Below are 1,587 nucleotides of genomic sequence, written 5' to 3' on the forward strand. Positions count from 1 at the left end.
GTAACCGGTATGAGGGTTGCCGGTGCCGAAATCCCCGCTGAGACCATGCTGGTTTTGGTATATGGTGCGACCATCCGGGACAGAGGCACCGGGAGCACGAAAGTGTGGGCAGGCCGATGTATACGATGAGCTGAGAGCTCGAGTTAGTAGCTGGCCGCCTCTGCGACTCGCCCGGTTGCGCCGAGAGCGCGGATCCGTAGGTGTCGTGTCGCCCACCGCTCCCGTCGTCATGCTGACAGGAGGAACCGATGCGACGTGTGATCGGAATGGATATCCACCGAACCTTTGGCGAGGTGGTAATTTGGGAAGACGGCAAGCTCAGGCATGCCGGCCGGGTCGATATGACCCGGACGGCGCTGGAAGGCTTCGGCAAGAGCTTGCGTGCGACCGATGAGGTCGTGATCGAGGCGACGGGCAACTGCATGGCGGTGTCGCGCGTGCTGTCGCCGTTCGTGGCGCGGGTGGTGATCGCCAATCCGCTGCAGGTGAAAGCGATCGCGCATGCCCATGTAAAGACCGACAAGGTCGATGCGGGGACGCTGGCGAGCCTGTATGCGGCGGGCTACTTGCCGGAGATCTGGACGCCGGATGCGGTGACGGAGCGCAAGCGCCGTCTCGTTGCGCGCCGGTATCAGCTCGTCCGTCACCGGACGCGGATCAAGAACGAAGTGCATGCCATCCTGCACGCGCATCTGATCCCGCCGTGTCCGCACGCCGACCTGTTCAGCAAGGTCGGGCGCGCCTGGCTCGAACGGCAGCCGGTGCCCGATGACGAGCGCGTCGCCATCGAGCGGCATGTTCGCGAGCTGGATCGGATGGGGGAAGACCTTGCTGCCCTCGACAAGGAAATCGCAGCTGAGGCGCTCGACGACGCCTCGGTTGCGCGGCTGATCACGATCACCGGCGTCAATCTGACGGTCGCTACCGGCCTCGTCGCCGCGATCGGCGATGTCCGGCGCTTCTCGAGCCCGCAGAAGCTGGTGAGCTACTTCGGCCTCAATCCGCGGGTTCGGCAGTCAGGGCTCGGGGCGGCCCATCATGGACGCATCAGCAAGTCCGGCCGCAGCCACGCTCGCGCGATGCTGGTCGAAGCGGCCTGGGCGGCAGCAAAGGCGCCGGGTCCGCTGCATGCCTTCTTCGTACGGATCAGGGCGAAGCGCGGGCACCAGATCGCCGCTGTCGCACTCGCCCGCAAGCTCACCGTGCTCTGCTGGCACCTGTTGACGAAAGAGACCGACTATCGGTGGGCACGCCCGGCGCTGGTCGCAACGAAGCGCCGCGCTATGGAACTGCGCTCCGGCCAGCCGCAGAAGAAGGGCAACAGGCCGGGTCCGGCGCACGCCTACAACGTCAAGGCGCTGCGAGATCAGGAAATGGAGGTCGCCCGACACGCCGAGCGGTCCTACGAACACTTCGTGGCGCAGTGGGAAACACGGCCAAAGGTGCGCGGACGCTCCAAGTCGGAAGGACTGTGATAAGGCGGCCTGGCGGAACTCGCATCCGATGTTCCGCTCTTCGCCACGGAGTCGCCCGCGCAGAGGGACCATAACATATTTTTGCCCCTGAGGTCTTGTCGATCTCATCCGT

1 protein-coding gene is annotated in these 1,587 nt (G+C 65.0%); it reads left to right on the forward strand.

Annotation, left to right across the window (positions count from 1 at the left end):
• Positions 1-266 precede the first annotated feature (266 nt).
• Positions 267-1,475, forward strand: coding sequence for an IS110 family RNA-guided transposase (locus tag EWE75_RS24500; protein WP_165388537.1), 1,209 nt, complete (start codon positions 267-269; stop codon positions 1,473-1,475).
• The last annotated feature ends 112 nt before the right edge of the window (positions 1,476-1,587 follow it).

The organism is Sphingomonas populi (genome assembly GCF_004208535.1).
In the GTDB taxonomy this organism is placed as follows: domain Bacteria; phylum Pseudomonadota; class Alphaproteobacteria; order Sphingomonadales; family Sphingomonadaceae; genus Sphingomonas; species Sphingomonas populi.

Excerpts from the sequence above, each read along its gene's own strand:
- EWE75_RS24500 (WP_165388537.1), top strand. The coding sequence starts at position 267 with ATGGATATCCACCGAACCTTTGGCGAGGTGGTAATTTGGGAAGACGGC.